A 22,516-nucleotide genomic window follows, 5' to 3' on the forward strand; every position below is an offset into this window, starting at 1 on the left:
GACAAGTTTAACACAGCCTAAAAAAAGGGGCTTGTTTGGTTTGTAGAGAATAGTTAAACGTGTAAACCAATAAAAGAATTGAGGTGTAATTTTATGTTGAATAATGAAGTTACTGAACTTTTGCACATTGAGTATCCGATTATACAAGCACCTATGGCGGGCGGAATTACAACTTCTAGATTAGTAGCTGAAGTTTCTAATTCTGGAGGTCTAGGAACCATTGGAGCTGGATATCTGACCCCTGCTCAAATACGCGAACAAATCAGGGAAATAAAGCAGTTAACATCCAAATTTTTTGGTATCAATCTATTTGTTCCTAACGAATTCCATGTTTCACATAATGAAATTAAATTCGCTAATGAGATGCTACAGCCTATTCGTGAGCAATTGAATTTACCTCATGAAGAAACCATTGAACTGCCTAAAGTTAATAATGTTTTAGAAACATTTAAAGAACAAATTAAGATCGTTATTGAAGAAAAAGTCCCTGTTTGTTCTTTTACATTTGGCATTCCTTCTATGGAAGTGATCAGAGAGTTAAAACAACATAACATTATATTAATAGGAACTGCAGCAACTGTAAGAGAGGCAGTTGAAATTGAAAAAAGTGGAATGGATATTGTAGTTGTGCAAGGTAGTGAAGCTGGTGGACATCGAGGGAATTTTATTAATGGTGACCAGGAGAGCCTGGTGGGTTTGATGTCACTAATTCCGCAGGTTGTTGATAATGTAAACATTCCTGTTATTTCTGCTGGAGGAATTATGGATGGCAGAGGGTTTATTGCTTCTACTTGTTTGGGAGCTAAAGGTGTACAAATGGGTACTGCATTCTTAACTTGCATTGAAAGTGGAGCACATAAGGTACATAAAGAAGGAATTCTTCATGCTCACGAAGACCAGATTGTTTTAACTCGAGCATTTTCTGGCAAAATGGCAAGAGGAATTAAAAATCGATTTATTGAAGAAATGCAGAAGGCTGAAGCGTCTGTTCCGGATTTTCCAGTTCAAAATGCACTCACTCAAACGATAAGAAAAGCTTCTGCTACACAAAATAATCAAGACTATATGTCACTATGGTCCGGTCAAAGTCCAAGACTAGCTAAAATTCAAACGGTTAATACTTTAATTAAAAATGTGATTTCCGAAGCTGAAAAAATCAAGAATAGTATATAAACCTTTAATAGTTAAATTCTCAAAATGAGAGCAACAAAACATTGTTCACTTGCTTGCCGGGGTTCGTCTGTGTTACGAGTTCAAGACATCAAGCCAAATCGAACTCTAGTAATAATCACTGTACTAACGGTATGGGCATCACTGGTAATTTTCATGCGCCATGGTGAGAATTTTCATTAGCATGAATGTCTGTGTTATAGGTCAATGGTGATTTTTAGAACCTGTTGATTGTAGTGGAGGGAACTTTACTCCAGCGGAATTAGCGGCTAGGGCGACGCCCTGCGGAAAGCAAGTGCCTGGAGCGAAAATCCACAGTTGAGGTGAACAGATCCAAATCTAAAGTTCCCATCTTTATAAGAATATTTATTAAAGAGTAACCTACTCTTTTTTAATTGGCATGTGTCAGCCGCCTTCAATGCAAGTTGCAGTAGAACTTCCTACGATAGAATTTAGTTCTTGAAGCAGCACAATCAAAAGGTCATTTTTTACTAGCTTTTCTAACGATTGGTTTACAAGAGGAATATTATACTTTGTAAAAACCTCGGCAGTATTTTTCCAAACATCAACAATTGCTTCTGGTGACATATTAGCTTGAATGACCATCAAGGATTCTCCTTCTACTGGCGTGGTGCAAATAACATTACTGAAACGCCAAGAATACATATTCCTGCACCTACCCAATCGTATAAATCAGGGGTTTTTCTATCAATTCCCCATCCCCATAAAACGGATAATACTATAAACACTCCACCATAAGCTGCATAAACTCTGCCGAATGATGGAAATGTTTGGAGAGTCGCTATAACACCGTACAGAGCTAAGGCAATACCTCCAGCTATCCCCCAGTAATATGGTTTCCCTTCTCGAAGCCATAACCAAATCAGATAACCTCCACCAATTTCAGCTATACCAGCAAGAATAAATAAAACAATTGCATAAAGAATGTAAATCACTTCCTTAAATTTTTAAAAACATTAGATTGTACTAAAATGCAAAATCATCGTTCTTTTGAAAGGTCGAAATGTTTGTAACCAATTTTAAATGGTTATATGGATTAATTAAATTATAACTTAGATTTTATGTAATTTTCCAAGTTGATTATCACATATATAGCCAGCCACTTGAACATCTTAATGATTAGTATATTTACAAAAAGTTAATAATTCCTTAGCATATAACAACTTGATTATATAAGCGTATTATTATATGATGATTCCGTGATGGAGGTAATGTGCGATGATAAAACAATGTATTGATATTGAACATGCTTCGGCTTTGTTAAAGCTTCTGGGAGATAAGACAAGGTTAACGATGGTAAAGATTTTAGCCGATCATGATTGCTGTGTTTGTGAATTTGTAGAGATATTCGATACAAGTCAGCCAGCCATTAGCCAGCATATCCGAAAATTAAAGGATGCTGGGTTGGTAAAAGAAAGCAGGAGAGGTCAATGGATCTTTTACTCGCTTAATCAGGGGTATGAACAATTTGAATTTGTACAATTGCTTTTAAATGCACTGCCTAGTCAGGAAGAAAAACTAACAGAACTTGAAAAGCAAGGAAAACGGATTTCTTGTGAATAACGGAGGTGTTTGAAATTGTCATTAGCAATTATAGCTTCACTTATCTTCCTTTTGACACTGACTTTGGTAATATGGCAGCCTAAAGGGCTCGGAATTGGCTGGTCAGCGGTAGGTGGAGCGGTTTTAGCCTTGATTTTTGGTGTTGTCGATTTTCAGGATGTCATTGATGTTACCGGGATTGTCTGGAATGCGACACTAGCATTTATCGCGATCATTATTATTTCCCTCATTTTAGACGAAATTGGATTTTTCGAATGGTCTGCATTGCACATGGCACGAGCAGCAAAAGGCAACGGCATTAAGATGTTTATTTACGTTTCACTTCTAGGTGCTGCTGTTGCTGCGTTGTTTGCAAATGATGGTGCGGCCTTGATCTTAACTCCTATTGTATTGGCGATGGTGAGGAATCTAAAATTCGAAGAAAAAATGGTATTTCCTTTTATCATCGCGAGTGGATTCATTGCCGATACGACTTCATTGCCATTAGTAGTAAGTAACTTGGTAAATATCGTCTCTGCCGATTTCTTTAATATTGGATTCGTCGAATATGCTTCTCGTATGATCGTACCGAACTTATTCTCTTTAGCGGCAAGTATCTTGGTATTATATCTATTCTTCCGTAATAGCATCCCAAAAAACTATGAGATGTCTGATTTGAAGAAGCCTGTAGAAGCAATCAAGGATATGAAGATGTTCCGCTTATCTTGGGTAGTATTGGGAATCCTGCTTGTCGGGTATTTTGCAAGTGAATTCCTTAACATCCCCGTATCGTTCATTGCTGGCATCGTTGCCATTTTCTTTTTGATGATGGCTAGAAGAAGCCCTGCGGTCCACACTTCAAATGTAGTAAAAGGAGCACCGTGGGCAATCGTATTCTTCTCGATTGGAATGTACGTAGTTGTTTACGGACTGCGTAACGCTGGTTTGACGAACATCCTTGCAGATGTTATCCAGGCTGCGGCTGATCAGGGCTTGTTTGTTGCAACAATCGGAATGGGATTCATTGCCGCGATTTTGTCTTCAATCATGAACAATATGCCAACGGTCATGATAGATGCTCTGGCGATTTCAGATACTAACACAACAGGAGCTATCCGCGAAGCACTTATTTACGCAAATGTCATTGGGTCAGACTTGGGTCCGAAGATTACTCCGATTGGTTCATTGGCAACACTTCTTTGGCTCCACGTTCTTTCTTTGAAAGGCGTAAAGATTTCATGGGGCACTTATTTTAAAACAGGAATCATTTTAACCATCCCTACTTTGTTCATTACACTTGTAGGCCTATATATTTGGTTACTTATTATTTAACAAGGGAGCGAACTAACGATGTTTAAAAAAACAATCTACTTTTTATGTACGGGAAACTCTTGCAGAAGCCAAATGGCTGATGGCTGGGCTAAACAGTATCTTGGAGATGAGTGGGACGTTAAGAGTGCTGGTCTAGAAGCGCACGGCTTAAATCCTAATGCAGTAAAAGCGATGAAAGAGGCAGGAGTAGATATTTCCAACAACACATCTGATGTGATTGATCCTCAAATCCTTAATAATGCAGACATTGTTGTAACGCTTTGTGGTCATGCAGATGAGCATTGCCCAATGACACCACCTCACGTAAAGCGCGAGCATTGGGGCTTTGATGACCCTGCCAAAGCTGAAGGTACAGAAGAAGAGAAATGGGCTTTCTTCCAGCGTGTACGTGACGAGATTAAAGACCGCATCCAAACATTCGCTGAAACTGGAAAGTAAATCTTATTAGCTAAGAGGTATACCTCTTGGCTATTTTCATAACTAAAGGAGTTCTTTTGTTGAACGGTTAACATTAGATGATTCAGAAGATAAAGGTGCATTTGTTTTGCCAGGAAAGGAAAGTGACTGCTGTTAACTAGGGAGGATTCAACAATGAGTTAAAAAACCGATCGAAATTTCATCGGCGGTGCAGATGATGTCTAAGAGGTAATGAAAAAGGATAAGGCAGATGTCATCTTTGATTTGCGTGCAGAAGCTAACAAGTACTTTTGGGAAAAATACGAGTCTATTTTGAACGCTTGGAAATGGAAAAAACCCTTGCTAAGCAAGGGTTTCCGGTAAGTGGAGAATAGATGGCTCGAACCCCTGACCTCAACGCTGCCAGAGGAAATCCGTATACGAAAACTGAGTTAAGTTATATTAAAATCAATAAAGTCTTGAATTATAAGGGTTTGTGGATTGTTGTAAATAATTTAAGTAAAGCTAGTTCAATAAAATAAATAAAGTCTGTGCACTGATTTGTACACTAGTTTAAATAGCATGTGGTCAAAAAATGTCCAGTTAAGTTGATGCTTAACTGGCTTTTTTAATAATGTATTGAATTTTCTTATCCGACTTATGATGAAGTTTAGTTCAAAAAGGGATTTCCAATTACTTGGAGAATTTAACTTAGATTAAGAAAACAAAAAAGGGGAGAAGTAATAATCCTTGAAGAAGTACCTGATGATTTATTCCGTCTTTCAGAACGACATGTAAAGGGTAAAATTGTAGAGAAAATAAAATATGAGAACTCTTGAAAAACAATTAGCGATTTTCCTACTTCATTAGGATTTTCTCTAAAATAATTGAAGAACTACTATAAGGCTACTAAACTTCTTGTTTAACTAGTCATTGGGTCCATAGATTGAAAAAAAGAGGTCTTGGAGTATTTCCTCAATGGATTTCTTACCATGGTTGGAAAGTTATCAAACGTTTGAATAAATAATTACGAATGGTTTCCTTACAAGAGTTGGTTCCTTTTAATCGCAATCTTCGCTAATATTTGCTGAAGATCTTATATTTTTCTGTGACTAATAATAAATATAACAGTAAGAAAACTGTACCAATCACCTTAAGGTAACACAGCTGTTTTTTAGGAACATCTTCGAACAACCTGAAACGTGTTAAGGTGAGGTTCTTATATGCTGGCAGTATAAATTTAAAGTGATGATTGAGATTAAAACTGGTGGGAGGGAAGAATTTAATGTACGCGATTTCACTAAAAATTGAAGGTAAGCCGTGTGTTGTGGCGGGAGGCGGAAAAATAGCTTATTTCAAGCTGGTACCCCTTCTTCAGGCAAAAGCTAAAGTTACAGTAGTAAGTCCGATTTTAATCCCTGAAATTGAAGAGTTGTACCAAGATGGGAAAATTGATGTCCTTCGAAAAGAAATTGAGTTTGCTGATTACAAAGATGCATTTTTGATCATTGCTGCTACTAATGATTCGATAATTAATCAAGAAATCTTTGAAAAAACAAAGGATTCAAGTCTTGTTAATGTGGTTTCTGATTCAGAAATAGGCAATTTTCATATTCCTGCAACACTTACTCGAGGAAAACTACAAATCAGTGTTGCAACAGGGGGGGCAAGCCCAACACTTGCAAAAAAAATTCGTGATGATCTGAAGGAAATATATGATGAATCGTATGATGAGTATTTAGAATTTTTGCATGAAGTCAGGTTCAAGATAAAAAATAGCTTTTTTCCAAAAGAGAAAAAACAGAGTTTGTACAAGGAAGCCCTTGATGAAAAATATAAAAATTCATTTGCTAAAAGAATCGGTTTTTTCAAGCGGCTTGAGGAGTAGAAGCTTTAATATATGAAGGCTGTCAAAATAGTTGACAGTCTTCTTTTTATGTAAATGATATTTTTATATAGTCCCGACCCGGGACTAAAAATTATCAACATAGAACTTTTGTAATATATTTAGAATTTTTTAATTTTTTAATTGCATTAATCCTATCGGCATGGTAGGATTTATTTCAATATATGAAATTCCCCCTCCATTGTGGCCCTCTTGAATCTGCAAAAGACCTTATGGGACGATTGGGGAATTTATTATTTTTACAACAGCAATACGTTCCTAGAAAGATTTTCAATAAAAGAGGGGGCGCGAATCGCTTGGATGCAGGAGAAAAGGAAGAACTATTTGAACATCTTGAGAATATGCTTAAAACATTAAAATTTGGTTCAATCACCTTAGTTGTTCAGGATGGAAGGATTGTCCAAATTGAGAAAAACGAAAAGGTTAGGCTCCAATCAAATAAAAATCGCTGACTAGAAAACTAGAGGCGGTCTCCATCAATTCATTGGTGGGAGGCTGCCTTTTTTATTGTGAATAGGAGGTTTGAAGGAATGTCGGTAGCAGTAACTTATAAAAAATGGAATCAAATTTCCGGGAATTTTACTTTCGACGATGAGACCAAAGGGGCGCTATCCGTCCTTGAGTGGGCTTACAGTGCCTATCCTCAAGAAGAGATTGTCTATGCTTCCAGTTTCGGGGCAGAAGCGATTGTATTAATCGATCTCATCCAGCAAATAAAGCCGGATGCACATATTGTCTTTTTGGATACAGGGTTGCACTTTCCGGAAACCATTCAGGTCATCAGTCAAATCCAAGCCAGATTTCCGTCTTTAATGATTGAGATAAAGGAACCAGAGCTGGGCCTTGAAGAACAGGGAGCGCAATATGGGTCGGCTCTATGGCTTAGGGATCCGAACCAGTGTTGCAATATCCGCAAGGTCATTCCTTTGCAGGAAACTCTGTCATCAAAACAAGCATGGATATCCGGCCTGCGCAGGGAACAATCACCTACAAGGGCAAACACAGATTTTATCAACAAGGATGAAAAATTCCGGAATATCAAGATTTGTCCATTGATTCATTGGACCTGGGATGATGTTTGGAATTATATCCGTGAAAAGGAGCTCCCATACAATACCTTGCATGATTACCAATATCCAAGCATTGGCTGCCTGCCTTGTACGAAGCCTGTAACTGCTGATGGTGATTCGAGGGCAGGCCGCTGGTCAGGAAGCGGCAAGACGGAGTGTGGGCTGCATACCCGTTAAAGGAGGCATTTGTTTTGCTAACAACTATAGCGATTCTGTTAGGTTTATTTTTTGCCATGAACATAGGTGGAAGCGGAGCGGCGGCTTCAATGGGCATTTCATACGGTTCAGGGGTCGTCAAAAAAGGATTGGGTTTGCTGCTTTGCAGTATCGCTGTCTTTCTTGGGGCCTGGATTGGCGGCGGTGAAGTCGTCAAAACGATAGGAAGCGGGATTGTTCCGGAGAGTACTTTTACTGTAAAAATCGCATTAATAGTTATCGCTTCTGCCGCTCTGTCCTTGTTTTTGGCAAATATTTTTGGCATTCCGCTTTCTACAAGTGAAGTAGCTGTTGGCTCTGTCGTTGGTGCAGGGCTTGTCTACCAATCCGTATTTGCAGCCAAACTTCTCTGGATTATGTTTTTTTGGCTCCTGACCCCGATCATTGCCTTTTTAGTAGCCATTTTTGCTTCTGGCTTTTTAAAAACTGAGCGGGTAAAAAACTGGTTGGAGGCTCCTAAAGCAATACCGATCCTGTCAGTCCTGGTTGTATTTATGGGCATTTTCGAGGCTTTTTCAGCTGGTATGAACAATGTGGCAAATGCGGTTGGCCCATTGGTGGGAGCAGGCATTTTATCAACCGGAAGCGGGATATTCTGGGGCGGCTTGTTTGTGGCTTTTGGAGTTCTACTGTTCGGAAGGCGGGTGCTTGAAACTAACGGGAAGAAAATTACAAAAATCAGGCTGGAAGAGGGCTGCATTATTTCTGGCACGGGGGCAATGATTGTGGTCATGGCATCAGTGTTCGGAATTCCTGTCCCGCTTACGCAAATCACGACTTCTTCCATCATCGGAATTGGCTTCACCAAGGATGGTCTGAAGGTATTAAAAAAAGATATTGTTGTCAGGATGCTCACCATTTGGATTGTTTCACCTGTTTTATCAATGATCCTGACTTATACGCTCATTCAATTAATCATTGAGCAAAATGTTTATTCAATCATTGCCATGGCCGGGGTTGTCATTTCCGTTTTCGGGGTCCTCTCCTTGATGAAGAGGCAGACTTCTCGGATAAATGTTCAGCAGGAGACAGTAAAAATAAAGTAAAGAGAGGAATTGATTAATTTGTCATTTTTGCCCAAACCTCATGGGGGAAAGCTTGTTCAGGCTTTTGACCCATCCTATGAGCTAACTCATATCAAAAAAGAGATTGAAATTGATGCAATTGCCTTAAGCGACCTTGAATTGATTGGAGTTGGAATGTTCAGCCCGCTGACAGGATTCCTGGGTAAGGACGATTATGAAACTGTTGTGGATAGAATGCGTCTTTCAGATGGAACGGTCTGGTCGATTCCCGTAACACTTCCTGTTTCCAGGGAAACCGCAGACACACTTGCTGCCGGAGAAGAAATCAAGCTTGTTTTTGGCAAACAGGTTTATGGTGTCATTAAAGTCTCTGAATGGTTTGAGCCGAATCTGGACAGAGAGGCACTTGAGGTATATAAAACGCATGAACTGGCCCATCCGGGGGTCAGAAGGCTTTATGAAAGAGGCCCTGTATACGTTGCAGGGAAGGTCACACTTGTAAATAAGCCTGAAAAAGGGGTATTTGGAGATGTATGGCTTGAGCCAAAGGAGACACGAGCCTTGTTCGCCGCGAAGGGCTGGAGGACAGTCGTTGGCTTCCAGACGAGAAATCCGATTCATCGGGCTCATGAATACATTCAAAAGGCGGCGCTGGAAACCGTCGATGGTCTTTTCGTCAATCCGCTTGTCGGCGAAACGAAGTCCGATGATATCCCTGCCGAAATCCGACTGAAAAGCTATCGGGTTTTGCTTGATAACTATTATCCTGCAAATAGGGTGCACCTTGGTGTTTACCCAGCTGCAATGCGCTATGCAGGACCGAGAGAGGCAATTTTTCATGCAATCGCCCGCAAAAATTTCGGCTGTACCCATTTCATCGTCGGCCGTGATCACGCCGGCGTAGGGAATTACTATGGAACCTATGATGCACAGCTTATTTTCAATGAATTTGAGGAAGAGGAGCTTGGCATAAAGCCATTGTTCTTTGAACATAGCTTTTACTGCAATAAATGCGAAGGGATGGCTTCGGATAAAACATGCCCTCACAGTAACGCGGACAGAGTGATCTTGTCTGGTACAAAAGTGAGGGAGTTATTGCGTTCTGGTACACTTCCGCCGTCTACTTTTAGCAGGAAAGAGGTAGTGGAGGTGCTGATAGAAGGGATGAAGGAAAAGGAATCTGTATAAGGGGGGAAACACCATGACGAAGGCAACAAATATTACATGGCACGCAGCAGCCGTAACAAAGCAAGACCGCCGTACAAAAAACGGACATGGAAGCTGCGTATTATGGTTTACCGGACTGTCCGGCTCCGGAAAATCTTCGATTGCCAATGCGGTATCAAGTGAATTGTACCGCAGGCGAATTAATGAATATGTCTTGGATGGCGATAATATCCGTCATGGCTTGAACCGTGACCTTGGCTTTTCAGAGCATGACCGGTCAGAAAATATCAGAAGGATTGGCGAAGTTGCCAAATTATTTGTTGACAGCGGGGCAATTGTGACGACTGCGTTCATTTCGCCGTTCAGGGCAGACCGCGATCAGGTCAGGGACCTGTTTGATGAAGAAGAATTTATCGAGGTTTTCGTCAGCTGCCCGCTGGAGGAATGTGAACGCCGTGATCCAAAGCAGCTTTATGCGAAAGCCCGCCGCGGGGAAATAAAGGATTTTACGGGGATTAATTCCCCTTATGAGGAACCGGTAAATCCGGAAATCATCGTTCGTTCTGAACTCCTGACAGTAGAAGAAGCAGTCGCAGAAATACTTGGATATCTCCAAGCCAGAAACATAATCCAGCCAGAGCAGTAGAAAGGATGTGAATCTATGGCAGGCAAGGTTTATTTAGTAGGAGCGGGCCCCGGGGACCCCGATTTGATAACTGTCAAAGGTTTGAGGTGTCTGCAAAAAGCCGATGTCATCCTTTATGACCGGCTTGTCAATCCTGAACTATTGACGCATGCAAAAGAGGGCGTCAAATTGGTTTATTGCGGAAAATTACCAAACTATCACACTATGAAACAGGAAACGATCAATCATTTCCTTGTGAAATATGCAAAAAAAGGCCTTCAGGTTGTCCGATTGAAGGGTGGAGATCCTTTTGTCTTCGGTCGCGGAGGGGAAGAAGCGGAAGAATGCCGGAAGAATGAAGTTCCATTTGAGATAGTCCCGGGAATTACATCTGGCATTGCCGCTTCAGCCTATGCAGGCATTCCAGTCACCCATCGTACTTTGAGCAAAAGCTTCGCCTTTATTACCGGCCACCAGGCAGGTGACGTTGCTGCAGAACACCAGTGGTCCCATCTGGCAAAGGCAGTTGACACCATTTGCGTCTATATGGGCGTTTCGCATCTTTCGACCATAGCAATGCAATTAATCGAATACGGCAAATCTCCGCAAACCCCAATTGCGCTTATTCATTGGGGTACATTAAGCGAGCAGAAAACCGTCGTTGGGACACTTGAGACTATTGAACATAAGGTGAGAGATGCACAGATTTCTAATCCAAGCATGATCGTAATTGGGGAAGTTGTACGCCTGCACGAAAGATTAAACTGGTTTCAGGAAGAAATTGCTCCCAATCTGCCTGTTGTCCACGGATAAGCAGTGAAAGGAGGACTGAACCATGAAGGCCATTCTTTATATAGGACATGGAACCCGTTCTAAAAAAGGGGCAGGGGAGGCAATTGCCTTTGTTCAAAGGGTAATGGGCCAGATTGATATCCCCATCCAGGAAGTAAGTTTTCTTGAACTGACTGACCCGTCGATTGCTGAAGGCTTTGCCCGCTGTGTGGAAAGAGGAGCGAAAGAAATCACGGTAGTTCCTCTGTTCCTTTTGGCAGCAGGTCATATCAAGCATGATATTCCTATCGTGCTGGCATCTTTACAGGAGAAATACCCGCATATTCGTATAGATGTTAAGGATCCATTCGGGGTACAGGGGAGCATCCTTGATGGAGTTGCCGAGCTTGTCTTTGCCACTGCAGGAGACTTGCACCCGCAGGATCGATTATTGATTGTCGGAAGGGGAAGCAGTGATCCAGAAAACACGGCTGACTTTTCGGCCATTACGGAGGGGCTTAAGGCACGGCTTGGGATTTGCCATGTAGCGGTTTGTTTTTTGGCTGCTGCAAAACCGACACTCGATGAAGGGATGGAAGCTATTACCCAGAATGCCAGCAGCAGAGTTATTGTTGTACCTTATCTATTATTCTCAGGCCTTCTTATGGCAGAAATAAATCAAAAGGTATTACGGCTGAAAAGGCAGGGCTGGGAGATTATACATACCTCTCCTTTAACCAGCCATCGGATTATTGAAGATATCGTTGTCGCCCGTGCTGGTCTATAAACATTGTCTCTTTTAGAATATAGAAATTCTCCACAATGCATTTTGAAGGACATTTTGCTGGTTTCTGGGCAAGAAATGTCCTTATGCAAAAATATTGGAATCTTAGTACTCTTTTAGACATCAATTAAAAAGGTTCATGTATAATTCGAAATTTTGTGAGGTGATTTTTTTGCAACTTAAGGCCACAAACAGCCCGTTTACTCAGGAGCAGGCCGAACTCCTTAACAAGCTTTTGCCGACATTATCAGAATCTCAAAAGCTATGGCTGAGCGGTTATTTTGCCGCTGCCCAATTTAACATTGCCGAAGGACAGGTAAATACGCGAGCCGCGATTGCCGAACCACCTGCCGGATCCAAGGAAGTGACGATTCTTTATGGATCACAGACAGGCAACGCACAGTCCCTTGCGAAAAAAGCAGGCAAGAAGCTTGAAGGAAACGGGTATCAGGTGACCGTTTCATCGATGAGCGAATTTAAAACAAACAAATTGAAGAAAGTTCAAAACCTGCTTATTTTAGTCAGTACTCATGGAGAAGGAGACCCTCCGGATAATGCCCTCTCTTTCCATGAATTCCTTCATGGAAGACGCGCACCTAAGCTCGAGAGACTTCAATTTTCGGTCCTTTCGCTTGGGGACAGTTCGTACGAGTTCTTTTGCCAGACAGGAAAGGAATTTGATAGCAGGTTGGAAGAATTGGGCGGAACACGTCTTTACCCGCGAGTTGACTGCGATCTTGATTATGATGAGCAGGCAGTTGATTGGCTTGAGGGTATTCTCGATCGTTTAAACGAAGCTGAAGGAGAAAGTGCCCTAGGGCAAGCAGCTGCAACGCTGCAGGTGGCCGAATCGACTTACTCCAGGACAAATCCGTTCAAAGCGGAAGTGCTTGAAAACATTAATTTGAATGGACGCGGCTCCAGTAAAGAAACACGCCATCTCGAAATATCGCTTGAGGGATCCGGCATCACTTACGAACCGGGTGACAGCCTGGGGATCTATCCTGAAAACGATCCACTGCTTGTTCAGCAGCTTCTTGAAGTTTTACCATGGGACCCGGAGGCAAAGGTAACAGTGAATAAACAGGGAGAGGTCCTAACTTTAAAAGAGGCATTTACCACCTATTATGAAATAACGGTTTTGACAAAACCATTGCTGGAAAAGGCAGTGCAGCTGTCCACGAGCTTAGAACTGCGAGACCTTGTGGCGCCAGGGAACAAAGAGAAACTGAACTCCTATCTGGATGGCCGCGACCTGCTCGATTTGATCAATGACTTTGGTGCTTGGGGCAATTCGGCCCAGGAGTTTGTTTCCATTCTTCGCAAAATTCCGGCCCGGCTTTATTCGATTGCAAGCAGCCTCGCTGCGAGTCCGGATGAAGTCCATCTGACAATCGGTGCTGTCAGGTATGAGGCTCATGAACGGGAAAGAAAAGGGGTCTGTTCGATTTTTTGCTCAGAGCGGATTAACCCTGGCGATACTATTTCGGTTTACGTTCAGCAAAACGAAAATTTCAAGATACCGAAGGATCCTGCAACACCAATTATCATGGTTGGTCCGGGGACCGGTGTTGCACCGTTCCGAGCATTCATGCAGGAGCGTGAAGAAACGGGAATCGAAGGCAAATCATGGCTGTTCTTCGGCGACCAGCATTTTATGACGGATTTCCTTTATCAGACCGAATGGCAAAGGTGGCTGAAAGAGGGAGTGCTGACGAAAATGAACGTTGCGTTTTCCAGGGATCAGGCTGAAAAAGTACATGTGCAGCACCGAATGTTAGAAAACAGCAACGAGTTGTTCGAATGGCTTGAAGAAGGAGCTGCGGTTTACATTTGCGGCGATGAGAAAAACATGGCCCATGATGTCCATAACACACTTGTTAAAATCATCGCAACAGAAGGCCGCATGACTCTTGAGCAAGCGGAAGCCTATCTGGCTGACATGCACCAGCAAAAACGATATCAGCGCGATGTCTATTGAGTTTGCCAAGAAAGGGGAATTTTCAACATGGTGAAGCAAATATTAAAAGCTCCGGAAGGCCCGCCTAGCGATGTGGAGCGAATAAAGGAACAAAGCAACTATTTGCGTGGCACGCTCTCTGAATCGATGGTTGAATCACTTAGCGCAGGGATTAACGAGGACGACAATCGCCTTATGAAGTTCCATGGCAGCTATCTACAGGATGACCGGGATCTCCGCAATGAGCGCCAAAAGCAGAAGCTGGAGCCTGCTTATCAGTTTATGCTTCGTGTTCGCCTGCCTGGCGGTGTAGCAACACCGGCACAATGGCTTAAACTTGATAAACTTTCCGATAAATACGGGAACGGCACATTGAAACTGACAACCCGGCAGACGTTCCAGATGCATGGGATATTAAAGTGGAATATGAAGAGTACGCTCCAGGAAATCCATGCCTCCCTTTTGGATACGATTGCCGCATGCGGTGACGTAAACCGGAACGTCATGTGCAACTCGAATCCTCACCAGTCCGAAATTCATGCAGAAGTGTATGATTGGTCGAAATGCCTGAGCGAAGGTTTGTTGCCGAAAACCACTGCTTACCATGAATTATGGCTGGACGGGGAAAAAGTGGTCTTTACACCGGATATGGAAGAAGTCGAACCGATGTACGGACCTATATACTTGCCGCGTAAGTTCAAGATTGGGATTGCGGTTCCACCATCCAATGATGTTGATATTTTTTCGCAGGACCTAGGCTTCATTGCAATCGTGGAAGAAGGCAAGCTGATTGGCTTTAATGTAGCTATCGGCGGAGGCATGGGCATGACGCATGGGGATAAAACGACGTATCCTCAGATTGGCAAGGTAATCGGTTTCTGCAGGCCGGAACAAATCTATACAGTTGCAGAAAAAGTGATTACGATCCAGCGCGATTATGGCAACCGTTCAGAACGCAAAAACGCCCGCTTCAAATACACAGTCGACCGGCTCGGCCTGGAAACCGTCAAGGATGAACTCGAGAATCGCATGGGATTTTTCCTGGAGGAAGCAAAGCCGTTTAAATTCGACAATAATGGCGACCGTTATGGCTGGGTGAAGGGCGTTCGGGGGAAATGGCATTTTACCTTGTTTGTGGAAGGCGGGCGCGTAGCTGATTTTGAGGATTATAAGCTGAAATCCGGCTTGTGCGAAATTGCCAAAGTGCACACAGGGGAATTCAGGTTAACACCTAACCAGAACCTCATTATTGCCAATGTATCAAGCAGGAAAAGGAAAGAAATTGAAGAGTTAATTGAACAATATGGCCTGACGGATGGCAAGTATTTTTCGGCATTGCGAAGGAATTCGATGGCTTGTGTGGCCCTGCCGACCTGTGGCTTGGCGATGGCAGAAGCTGAGCGATATTTACCGCGCCTCATCGATAAAATCGAGGGAATTATCGATCAAAACGGCCTGCGTGATGAAGAGATTACCATCCGGATGACCGGATGCCCGAATGGCTGTGCCCGCCATACCCTCGCAGAAATAGCCTTTATCGGTAAAGCGCCAGGCAAATACAACATGTATCTAGGCGCAGCCTTTGACGGCAGCAGGCTTAGCAAAATGTACCGCGAAAACATTGGTGAAGAAGAAATTCTGAGTGAATTGCAGATGCTTTTTGCCCGCTATGCAAGGGAGAGGTTAGAGGGTGAGCACTTCGGTGACTTTACCATCCGCGCCGGTATCGTGAAAGCAGTGACAGACGGTACGAATTTTCATGATTGACAAATTGACTCCTGAGACGGGAATGAATTTTATTTTTCTCATCAAAAAGAAGACCGCATCCTAAAAAGGAAGCGGTCTTCTTTTTGATAACCTTTATATTGAAAGGTTAATTATGAAGGAGAATAGGGGGCTCGAACCCCTGACCTCAACGCTGCCAGCTGAAATCTATTATTAAAACTGAGTTAAATAAATTAAATTAAATTAAATTAAATTCAAATAAGTTCTGATTCATAGGGGTTTTTGGACTGTGATAAACAATATAAGTCAATCTAGTTAAATTAAATAATTTAAGTCTGTGCACTGATTTGTGCACACCTTTGTTCAAAAAAATTGAGCGCTTGGTCAAGTATTTGTCAGTTAAGCGGACGCTTAACTGGCTTTTTATTATAAATCTGTTTTTAGATTAGAATTGGGAGGGTTTAAAGAGGAATCATTAGCGCATATAACGAATAAGGAAAAATAATACATTATAAAGGAAGGTGTAAATTATACTTAGTAGTCTAAACAAGTATATGCCTGTACGATTCAAATTAATGAATGAAGTCGCATTAGAGTCCGTAAGATACCGCAAAACCAGCAGGATTGATGAAGAGGAGGCTTTGGCGAGAGATGAAGCTAAATCGCTGTCATTTTTGGGTATCTTATTCTACTTTTACCAAAATATAGTAAGTAAAACTAATCAGCTGTTACCAGACAGCTGATTTTTTTTCTGTACACATAAGGTGTGTAAAACAGATTTTATCTAATTAAATTACACACCAGGAAAATTAATGAATTTGGAATGATGGTTCATTCTTATTGTTCTTGAAGGCTTATTGCTGTATCAACATCCTGCAATCTTACATTTATTTGGTCCCCACGGAAGGATCCCTTCTTGGAAATCAGTTTTTTACTCTACTAAATAGTAATTTTGTTTAGAAAAAAGGTATTTGGATAAATTTATCTAAATATTAAGTAAAAAAAATTTTATTGAGGTATTAGGATGAACAAACAAATTGAGTATATTGGCAGGAAGTTTAAAGAACTAAGTGGAGATACTTTTAAAAAAATCAAGACGCCAATAGGTGAAGAAAATTTTCATAACCCTATATTTAACAAAATGGACTTTACTGGGATTTCAGAGGAAAATTTATTTATTCATATAGGGCAGTTTTTAATTAATCCGAATGAAAAACACAAAAATAACTTAATTGCCTTTGTAGAAGCCTTTGGCCTGAGATTAATCAAGTCTAGAGCTTCCCTGGATCAATCAATCAATTTTGTTTATCTGACTCGTTGCTCAATTATGGATTTGCTTGAACAAGAATTGCTTCAAAATAGGATTTCCATAAGCAGCTTTTTTGAAGTGCTTAAAATAATTGAATACTCCTATCAGCTTATTTCCAAAACACTTTTGAATATCTATAATGAGGAATTGTTATTCATTAAGCTTGCTTTAGATGAGTCTAAAGAGGATTTAAAAATGACACTTAGAGAGCTGGCAGATTTAGAGAGAGTCTTAAATGAAGCAACCATTTTTGCTATTACAGATCGTGAAGATAAAATTTTATATGCAAATGATAATTTTTGCGATTTATATAAGTATACCACGGAAGAATTACTCGGAAAAAAACATGATGTATACTCTTCTAACTTTCATCCTCCTTCATTTTTCCATGAAATATGGGAGACGATACAGGGTGGAGAGGTTTGGAAAGGGGATATTCTTAATCAAGCGAAGGATGGGACACAATATTGGCTAGATACAACCATCGTTCCGTTTGTAGATTCAAATGGAGAGCGTTATAAACATATTTCAATTCAATATGACATAACTGAAAAAAGGAAAACGGAAGAAACATTGCGTAAAACTGAGAAACTTGCCATGATTGGACAATTGGCAGCTGGCATCGCCCACGAAATTCGAAATCCGTTAACAACCATTCGTGGATTTGTACAGCTTCTGTCTGCAAATGAGATAGAACCAAATTATGCAAGCACAATCCTTGATGAAATTGATCGTATCAATTTTATTGTCAGTGAATTCATGGTCTTTGCAAAACCTCACCAGATTTACTTCAGTGATTGTAATATAAAAAGTATTTTAACCAGTGTAGTTAAATTTCTCGAGCCCGAAGCAATCATGAAAAATGTAAAAATTAAATGCGATTTCCCGATTGAAGATGTAGTGATTTCTGGGGAAAAAAATCAATTAAAACAAGTATTTTTAAATTTAATTAAAAATTCCATTGAGGCAATGCCTGCAGGTGGCAAAATAGATATTATGATCGATAGGACAGACCAAAATATATCTATCACAATAAAGGATAACGGTATAGGGATGGAATCTGATCAGGTTAAAAAACTGGGAGAGCCTTTTTTTACGACAAAGCAAGATGGAAATGGCTTAGGGCTTATGGTGAGCTATAAAATTATTCAGAACCATAAAGGTAGCATCGATGTTAAAAGCAAATCGAATAAAGGGACAACTTTTAAAATAACATTCAATTCCCAAATAAAAAAAAGAAAAAACTTATAGCTCCAATATAACTGAGAATGAATAAGTGAAATTCATTAATCAAAGACTTGAGAAAGGAGAATGCCAATCATAAGGCATTCTTTTTTTATTTCAGAAGTTGAAATATGGGGTTTTCAGAAGCTTTGCAAAAGATGCATGAAAATATAGAACACAAGGGGAGGATGTAAATGACCTGGTCTGTAATTATCCCAATAATTCTGTTTAGTTTATTTAAAATAGTAATTACATGTCTTCCATCAGGTCCGGTAGAGTGGATTTTAAGTAAATTTGAACTGCATTCAACGTTAGATAAAGAAAGCATCAAGGTGTTTTACAGCGGAGAGCAATAAGACTCCAATTCTAATCCAAACTCACAGAGGCAAGACGGATGTTAAGTTATGGTTGTTTTGTTATAACGATCGCGTTAATGTAGTAAAAAAATACAAAAAGAAAGTAGTTGCATATAGTCTTCGGTCCGATAGCCTTCAGGAGCGAATGTCCGCAAGCTGAGGAGGTTCTAACACTGTAAAGTGAGCAAATCATTGTTTTAATACTGATAAAAGGGTTGAGGGAGTGAATTATATTTCGCTCCCTCTATCTTTTGTTAACATTTTGCATCTAGTATTTATTTGTAGGGGAAACTAACAAATATTGATTGTGAGGAGTGAGAGCATGTTTATGCAAGGTACAATTATTGCAGGTGAATTTGATTCCTCCATGAATGAATTTTCCTTACAGAAAGTAAAAAATTTAAATACAGAATCGGTTCTTAAAGAAAACCAGTTAAACAATATTTATCTTTATTTAAAAAAACATCAGCATGAAGATGATGGGCAAATAATTACCCTTTACGATCAAATGCCTTTACACCTGACACAAAATGAAATTAATGAGTTGATTTGTGATTTGGAAAGAGTAATGTCCATGTACCATCAATGACGGATGCGGCTGCTAATGGTGTGAATAAAAAAGAGGCAGATCCAAATGGACCTGCTTCATTTAGATTAAGGATTGGTTGACCAAAGCCCGGCAGTTTTTACGAATACCCTTGGATTTAATTTTAAGCCGGCTACGATTAATTCAGCAAGGTCTTCTGGCTGCATAACATGATCTTCATTACCGCTGACAAGGTTAGTATCAATTGCCAGGTCTGTTACAACCGTACTTGGTGTAAAAGCTGTTACACGGATGTTGTGCTTCCTTACTTCGAGCATGAGTGATTCTGTTAGTCCTAAAACAGCGAATTTAGAAGCACTGTAAGCACTTGTTACAGGAGCACCTTTTTGTCCGGCAGAGGAAGAGATATTGATAATATCACCTGTTTTTCTTTCAATCATGCCGGGAAGTACAGCTCTTGTTGCATTATAAACTCCCATTAAATTCACCTGGATGATTTTCTCCCATTCTTCAGGAGTTAAATCAAGGAAACCGCCAAACTTGGCAACTCCAGCATTGTTAATGAGGATATCAATTGGTCCGTGATCAGCTTTAATGTGTTCAACTGCATTAATAACTGATTCGAGATTGGAGACATCACCTGTTGCTATTGAAACTTTCACATCAAATTGTGCTAGTTCAGCCGCAACCTTTTCAAGGTTAGACATATTCAAGCCAAGCAATCCTAAATTAACCCCTTCTTTTGCTAAGGCGATAGCAGTAGCTCGTCCAATACCTCTGCCTGCACCAGTAATTAAAGCAGTTTTGCCATTTAATGAATTCATTTTTTCACTCCTATGAACAAGGTTTTTACACAAAATTAAATAGAAAGACCGCAATCTTGCATGGATAGTTTGCGGTCTCTCATAGACAATCAACGTTTTATTCTAAATTGGCGTGTCTGCCATACATCTTATTCGTATCCAAGCCCTTTTTCTCCATGAACCTCAGAATGACAGCATCGAAGAATAGTAAAAGAGTTTGCTCGAATAATGAGCCCATAGGCTGAATGGTTTTATAATCACCTTCCGATTGATCCTTAGGTGAACCAGGTAACTTAATCTTTATATCCGCTATTTTTCCGATTGTGGATTCGGGGAAAATCGTTACGGCGGCAATCGTTCCACCTATACTTTTTGCTTTCTCTGACATGGAAACAAGGCTTTTCGTTTCTCCTGAACCTGAAGCGATGATCAAGATGTCATCTTTTTCAAAGTTAGGGGTCACCGTTTCGCCTGGTACATAAGCATCTATGCCCATATGTCTCATTCGCATCGCAAATGACTTGGCCATAAATCCAGATCTACCTGCGCCAGCTACAAACACTTTTTTTGCTTCAAGAATCCCATTAACCAATTTCTCAGCTTCTTCATCCGAAATGAGGTCAGTTGTTCTGATTAACTCTTTTAAGATCTTAGCTAAATATTGTGACGTATGCATGCTCGACCTTACCCTTTTTTGATCATTTCTTGCATTGTTGCTGCTGCAGCTTTTTTATCAGCTTGACCTGTAATACCGCCGCCAACAATGACAAGGTCTGGATTTACTTTAATAACTTCTGGAAGTGTTTCTAATTTAATACCGCCTGCGATTGCAGTTTTTGCATTTTTTACAACACTTTTAATGGTTTGCAGATCTTCAAAAGAGTTTTTACCTACTGCTTGAAGATCGTAGCCAGTGTGGACACAAATATAGTCTACACCCATTGCATCGACTTCTTTAGCGCGAGCAGCCAGATCTTTAACAGCGATCATATCAACAAGGATTTTTTTGCCTTGTTTTTTCGCTTCTTCTACAGCACCTTGAATAGACATATCTTCGGCTGTACCTAGAATCGTAATAATATCTGCACCTGCTTCAGAGGCTTTCATCACTTCATAACCAGCAGCGTCCATGATTTTCAGGTCTGCTAAAACCTTTAAATTAGGGAATGCTTCTTTTACTGCCTTTACTGCATGGAGACCCTCGTTGATTACGACTGGGGTACCGATTTCAACGATATCGATATGTTCCCCCACTTCTTTAACAAGCTCAATTGCTTCTGGAATATTGACTAAATCTAAAGCTAATTGTAATTCCATATATATTCACTCCTATTAATTTTTTTTCGGATTTTTCGTACAGTTATACTATCTCCAAAATTAAATAGATCCTTTTCAGTAATATTATCCTTTTGGAGTATTATCTGTACCAGCAGTCGGGATCGATGATGTTCCCAATCACTGAACAATTGCAAGTATACAACCTATAATATTTTAGTGGAAGTACGCACTTTTATTTTACATAGTGATAAAAAGTATACTATGGGGTATAATAACGATAGAGGTGAGTGGAATGTCACGAATGCAGGATAAGATCTTTAACTGTGAAAAGGAATTGACGCTATCAGTTATCGGTGGTAAGTGGAAAATGCTTATTTTATGGCATCTAGGGAAAGAAGGAACCAAGCGATTTGGTGAATTGAAGGCTCTAATGCCAGGAATCACGCAAAGGATGCTTGTGAACCAATTGCGTGAACTAGAAGAAGACTTGATAGTAGAGCGGAAAGTTTACCCGGTTGTGCCTCCAAAAGTGGAATACTCCCTCACTGAACAGGGGAGAAGCTTGATGCCGATTCTTGATGTTATGTATAAATGGGGTAAAAACTATATGGAGACTGTAGGGGTAAACCCTAAGAAAGAGTCAATTAATTAAAACTTGACTATATAAACCGGTACAAACAGCACCACAATATAGAAAGGGGCAATGTGATATAGCATTGCCCCTTTTTCTTTGTTGGCCTTGTAAAAGGCTGACAAAGCCTAGCTATTAAATTGTAATTGCAAATGGTAATGACATACCTTTATTAAAACTATAACTAGTTGTTATTTTATTTTTTCTTTTTCAAGCATATCCTTAACTACATACTCGATGGTTACATTTCCTAAGACCTTTTCCATCGCTAATTGTGCGGCAGACAATATAGGAATGATCGTATTTTGAATGTTTCTACCTACAGGACATTTAGGATTTGGACTTTCATGAACATTAAACAACTCATTATCCTGTACGACATTAACTGCCTTATATACATCTAACAGAGTAATGTCAGATAAATTCCTTGCGAGCTTAGTTCCCGGAATACCAGGATGTACCTCTACTAACCCTGCTTTCTTTAACATTCCAATAATTTTCCTGATTAGTGCTGGATTTGTGTTTACACTTTCGGCTAAATATTCAGATGAACTTACACCGTCTTTATTAAACTCTATAAGAGATAATATATGAACGCCTACAGCAAATCGGCTGCTAATGGACATTTATTCATCACCTTTCTTGCATTTTTATAAGG

Annotated in this window: 25 protein-coding genes and 1 pseudogene; 20 read left to right on the plus strand and 6 right to left on the minus strand. The window is 40.3% G+C overall.

Going from position 1 to position 22,516, the window contains the following annotated elements; translation table 11 throughout:
- The first annotated feature begins 93 nt into the window (after positions 1-93).
- Positions 94-1,173, plus strand: a complete 1,080-nt coding sequence (locus V7654_RS10325; protein ID WP_335430259.1) for an NAD(P)H-dependent flavin oxidoreductase — start codon at positions 94-96, stop codon at positions 1,171-1,173.
- A gap of 402 nt (positions 1,174-1,575) precedes the next feature.
- Here V7654_RS10325 and V7654_RS10330 read toward each other — a convergent pair whose 3' ends face one another.
- On the minus strand, positions 1,576-1,776 hold the full coding sequence (locus tag V7654_RS10330; protein ID WP_335430260.1) for a hypothetical protein: 201 nt from the start codon (positions 1,774-1,776) through the stop codon (positions 1,576-1,578).
- Between the two features lie 14 nt (positions 1,777-1,790).
- Positions 1,791-2,126 carry a YnfA family protein gene (locus V7654_RS10335; protein ID WP_438825281.1) on the minus strand — a complete coding sequence of 112 codons (336 nt, stop codon included), beginning with the start codon at positions 2,124-2,126 and terminating at the stop codon, positions 1,791-1,793.
- 283 nt (positions 2,127-2,409) lie between these two features.
- Here V7654_RS10335 and V7654_RS10340 point away from each other — a divergent pair, with 283 nt between their 5' ends.
- The 18 genes and pseudogenes from V7654_RS10340 to V7654_RS10425 all read left to right on the plus strand — a co-directional run bounded on the left by V7654_RS10340 (position 2,410) and on the right by V7654_RS10425 (position 19,188).
- Positions 2,410-2,754 (plus strand): ArsR/SmtB family transcription factor, encoded by a 345-nt coding sequence (locus V7654_RS10340; protein WP_335430261.1) that lies wholly within the window; start codon positions 2,410-2,412, stop codon positions 2,752-2,754.
- A 15-nt stretch (positions 2,755-2,769) separates the two neighbouring features.
- Entirely contained in the window at positions 2,770-4,065 is a 1,296-nt protein-coding gene (locus tag V7654_RS10345; protein ID WP_335430262.1) for an arsenic transporter, read from the plus strand.
- 18 nt (positions 4,066-4,083) lie between these two features.
- Positions 4,084-4,503, plus strand: coding sequence for an arsenate reductase (thioredoxin) (gene arsC, locus V7654_RS10350; protein WP_335430263.1), 420 nt, complete (start codon positions 4,084-4,086; stop codon positions 4,501-4,503).
- 210 nt (positions 4,504-4,713) lie between these two features.
- Complete coding sequence (locus V7654_RS10355; RefSeq protein ID WP_335430264.1) at positions 4,714-4,845, plus strand: hypothetical protein; 132 nt, start codon at positions 4,714-4,716, stop codon at positions 4,843-4,845.
- A gap of 901 nt (positions 4,846-5,746) precedes the next feature.
- Entirely contained in the window at positions 5,747-6,349 is a 603-nt protein-coding gene (locus V7654_RS10360; RefSeq protein ID WP_335430265.1) for an NAD(P)-binding protein, read from the plus strand.
- Between the two features lie 314 nt (positions 6,350-6,663).
- On the plus strand, positions 6,664-6,819 hold the full coding sequence (locus V7654_RS10365; RefSeq protein ID WP_335430266.1) for a YezD family protein: 156 nt from the start codon (positions 6,664-6,666) through the stop codon (positions 6,817-6,819).
- A 78-nt stretch (positions 6,820-6,897) separates the two neighbouring features.
- The gene (locus V7654_RS10370; protein WP_335430267.1) at positions 6,898-7,614 is read left to right on the plus strand and encodes a phosphoadenylyl-sulfate reductase; all 717 of its coding nucleotides are present in this window, start codon (positions 6,898-6,900) and stop codon (positions 7,612-7,614) included.
- Between the two features lie 14 nt (positions 7,615-7,628).
- Positions 7,629-8,699 carry an inorganic phosphate transporter gene (locus V7654_RS10375; RefSeq protein ID WP_335430268.1) on the plus strand — a complete coding sequence of 357 codons (1,071 nt, stop codon included), beginning with the start codon at positions 7,629-7,631 and terminating at the stop codon, positions 8,697-8,699.
- Positions 8,700-8,717: 18 nt separating this feature from the next.
- Positions 8,718-9,866, plus strand: coding sequence for a sulfate adenylyltransferase (gene sat, locus V7654_RS10380; RefSeq protein WP_335430269.1), 1,149 nt, complete (start codon positions 8,718-8,720; stop codon positions 9,864-9,866).
- Positions 9,867-9,879: 13 nt separating this feature from the next.
- The gene (gene cysC / locus V7654_RS10385) at positions 9,880-10,491 is read left to right on the plus strand and encodes an adenylyl-sulfate kinase (RefSeq protein ID WP_335430270.1); all 612 of its coding nucleotides are present in this window, start codon (positions 9,880-9,882) and stop codon (positions 10,489-10,491) included.
- 15 nt (positions 10,492-10,506) lie between these two features.
- A complete protein-coding gene (cobA, locus tag V7654_RS10390) occupies positions 10,507-11,283 on the plus strand; it encodes a uroporphyrinogen-III C-methyltransferase (protein WP_335430271.1) in 777 nt (258 codons plus the stop codon).
- A gap of 22 nt (positions 11,284-11,305) precedes the next feature.
- Complete coding sequence (locus V7654_RS10395) at positions 11,306-12,028, plus strand: sirohydrochlorin chelatase (RefSeq protein WP_335430272.1); 723 nt, start codon at positions 11,306-11,308, stop codon at positions 12,026-12,028.
- Between the two features lie 169 nt (positions 12,029-12,197).
- Positions 12,198-14,006, plus strand: a complete 1,809-nt coding sequence (locus V7654_RS10400; protein WP_335430273.1) for an assimilatory sulfite reductase (NADPH) flavoprotein subunit — start codon at positions 12,198-12,200, stop codon at positions 14,004-14,006.
- Between the two features lie 27 nt (positions 14,007-14,033).
- Positions 14,034-15,752, plus strand: a complete 1,719-nt coding sequence (gene cysI / locus V7654_RS10405) for an assimilatory sulfite reductase (NADPH) hemoprotein subunit (RefSeq protein WP_335430274.1) — start codon at positions 14,034-14,036, stop codon at positions 15,750-15,752.
- Positions 15,753-16,264: 512 nt separating this feature from the next.
- Positions 16,265-16,453, plus strand: a complete 189-nt coding sequence (locus V7654_RS10410; protein WP_335430275.1) for a hypothetical protein — start codon at positions 16,265-16,267, stop codon at positions 16,451-16,453.
- A 281-nt stretch (positions 16,454-16,734) separates the two neighbouring features.
- On the plus strand, positions 16,735-18,270 hold the full coding sequence (locus V7654_RS10415; RefSeq protein ID WP_335430276.1) for an ATP-binding protein: 1,536 nt from the start codon (positions 16,735-16,737) through the stop codon (positions 18,268-18,270).
- A gap of 167 nt (positions 18,271-18,437) precedes the next feature.
- Positions 18,438-18,759: pseudogene (locus V7654_RS10420) on the plus strand (YfmQ family protein).
- A gap of 168 nt (positions 18,760-18,927) precedes the next feature.
- Positions 18,928-19,188, plus strand: a complete 261-nt coding sequence (locus V7654_RS10425) for a hypothetical protein (protein ID WP_438825282.1) — start codon at positions 18,928-18,930, stop codon at positions 19,186-19,188.
- 65 nt (positions 19,189-19,253) lie between these two features.
- On the opposite strand, the gene V7654_RS10430 is transcribed toward V7654_RS10425, so the two are convergent.
- From V7654_RS10430 to hxlA, 3 genes are all read right to left on the minus strand, one after another.
- On the minus strand, positions 19,254-19,970 hold the full coding sequence (locus V7654_RS10430) for a 3-ketoacyl-ACP reductase (RefSeq protein ID WP_335430278.1): 717 nt from the start codon (positions 19,968-19,970) through the stop codon (positions 19,254-19,256).
- A gap of 97 nt (positions 19,971-20,067) precedes the next feature.
- Entirely contained in the window at positions 20,068-20,625 is a 558-nt protein-coding gene (gene hxlB, locus V7654_RS10435) for a 6-phospho-3-hexuloisomerase (protein ID WP_335430279.1), read from the minus strand.
- An 8-nt stretch (positions 20,626-20,633) separates the two neighbouring features.
- Positions 20,634-21,266, minus strand: coding sequence for a 3-hexulose-6-phosphate synthase (gene hxlA, locus V7654_RS10440; protein ID WP_335430280.1), 633 nt, complete (start codon positions 21,264-21,266; stop codon positions 20,634-20,636).
- A gap of 253 nt (positions 21,267-21,519) precedes the next feature.
- On the opposite strand from hxlA, the gene V7654_RS10445 reads away from it, so the two are divergent.
- Positions 21,520-21,879, plus strand: coding sequence for a winged helix-turn-helix transcriptional regulator (locus tag V7654_RS10445; RefSeq protein WP_335430281.1), 360 nt, complete (start codon positions 21,520-21,522; stop codon positions 21,877-21,879).
- Positions 21,880-22,049: 170 nt separating this feature from the next.
- On the opposite strand, the gene V7654_RS10450 is transcribed toward V7654_RS10445, so the two are convergent.
- Positions 22,050-22,484, minus strand: a complete 435-nt coding sequence (locus V7654_RS10450; RefSeq protein ID WP_335430282.1) for an Rrf2 family transcriptional regulator — start codon at positions 22,482-22,484, stop codon at positions 22,050-22,052.
- Positions 22,485-22,516 lie beyond the last annotated feature (32 nt).

This window comes from Bacillus sp. JJ1609, assembly GCF_036967045.1.
Classification (GTDB): Bacteria; Bacillota; Bacilli; order Bacillales; family Cytobacillaceae; genus Mesobacillus.

Coding starts and splice junctions, on each gene's coding strand:
- V7654_RS10325 (WP_335430259.1), top strand. CDS start 94: ATGTTGAATAATGAAGTTACTGAACTTTTGCACATTGAGTATCCGATT.
- V7654_RS10330 (WP_335430260.1), bottom strand. CDS start 1,776: ATGGTCATTCAAGCTAATATGTCACCAGAAGCAATTGTTGATGTTTGG.
- V7654_RS10340 (WP_335430261.1), top strand. CDS start 2,410: ATGATAAAACAATGTATTGATATTGAACATGCTTCGGCTTTGTTAAAG.
- arsC (WP_335430263.1), top strand. CDS start 4,084: ATGTTTAAAAAAACAATCTACTTTTTATGTACGGGAAACTCTTGCAGA.
- V7654_RS10355 (WP_335430264.1), top strand. CDS start 4,714: ATGAAAAAGGATAAGGCAGATGTCATCTTTGATTTGCGTGCAGAAGCT.
- V7654_RS10360 (WP_335430265.1), top strand. CDS start 5,747: ATGTACGCGATTTCACTAAAAATTGAAGGTAAGCCGTGTGTTGTGGCG.
- V7654_RS10370 (WP_335430267.1), top strand. CDS start 6,898: ATGTCGGTAGCAGTAACTTATAAAAAATGGAATCAAATTTCCGGGAAT.
- cysC (WP_335430270.1), top strand. CDS start 9,880: ATGACGAAGGCAACAAATATTACATGGCACGCAGCAGCCGTAACAAAG.
- cobA (WP_335430271.1), top strand. CDS start 10,507: ATGGCAGGCAAGGTTTATTTAGTAGGAGCGGGCCCCGGGGACCCCGAT.
- V7654_RS10395 (WP_335430272.1), top strand. CDS start 11,306: ATGAAGGCCATTCTTTATATAGGACATGGAACCCGTTCTAAAAAAGGG.
- cysI (WP_335430274.1), top strand. CDS start 14,034: ATGGTGAAGCAAATATTAAAAGCTCCGGAAGGCCCGCCTAGCGATGTG.
- V7654_RS10410 (WP_335430275.1), top strand. CDS start 16,265: ATGCCTGTACGATTCAAATTAATGAATGAAGTCGCATTAGAGTCCGTA.
- V7654_RS10415 (WP_335430276.1), top strand. CDS start 16,735: ATGAACAAACAAATTGAGTATATTGGCAGGAAGTTTAAAGAACTAAGT.
- V7654_RS10425 (WP_438825282.1), top strand. CDS start 18,928: ATGCAAGGTACAATTATTGCAGGTGAATTTGATTCCTCCATGAATGAA.
- V7654_RS10430 (WP_335430278.1), bottom strand. CDS start 19,970: ATGAATTCATTAAATGGCAAAACTGCTTTAATTACTGGTGCAGGCAGA.
- hxlB (WP_335430279.1), bottom strand. CDS start 20,625: ATGCATACGTCACAATATTTAGCTAAGATCTTAAAAGAGTTAATCAGA.
- hxlA (WP_335430280.1), bottom strand. CDS start 21,266: ATGGAATTACAATTAGCTTTAGATTTAGTCAATATTCCAGAAGCAATT.
- V7654_RS10445 (WP_335430281.1), top strand. CDS start 21,520: ATGTCACGAATGCAGGATAAGATCTTTAACTGTGAAAAGGAATTGACG.
- V7654_RS10450 (WP_335430282.1), bottom strand. CDS start 22,484: ATGTCCATTAGCAGCCGATTTGCTGTAGGCGTTCATATATTATCTCTT.